A 266-nucleotide genomic window follows, 5' to 3' on the forward strand; every position below is an offset into this window, starting at 1 on the left:
CTGGAGGAAATTCGGCAGATCCCTCATATTTTTGATGTATCCCTGCTTTCGTTGAATTAAGTCTCGTGCCCACGTAGGCAGTGATGAAGAGGAGTGACTCTAACTAGATGTTTCGCAATGTGGCTGAACTGGTCGAATTGGCAGAATCACAGGGTAAAAAAATCTCCCAAGTGATGATTGAAGCGGAGATGGAGGTTTCCCAGCGTACGCGGGATGCCATCATGCAGGATATGTATGCCAATCTGGATGTAATGGAAAAAGCAGTG

General features: G+C 46.2%; 1 pseudogene. It reads left to right on the forward strand.

Annotated elements, in window-relative coordinates:
- Nucleotides 1-107: 107 nt before the first annotated feature.
- A pseudogene (locus SB775_RS30290) lies at nucleotides 108-266 on the forward strand (L-serine ammonia-lyase, iron-sulfur-dependent, subunit alpha); the annotation flags it as partial.

The sequence above is a fragment of the Peribacillus sp. SIMBA_075 genome (assembly GCF_046534585.1).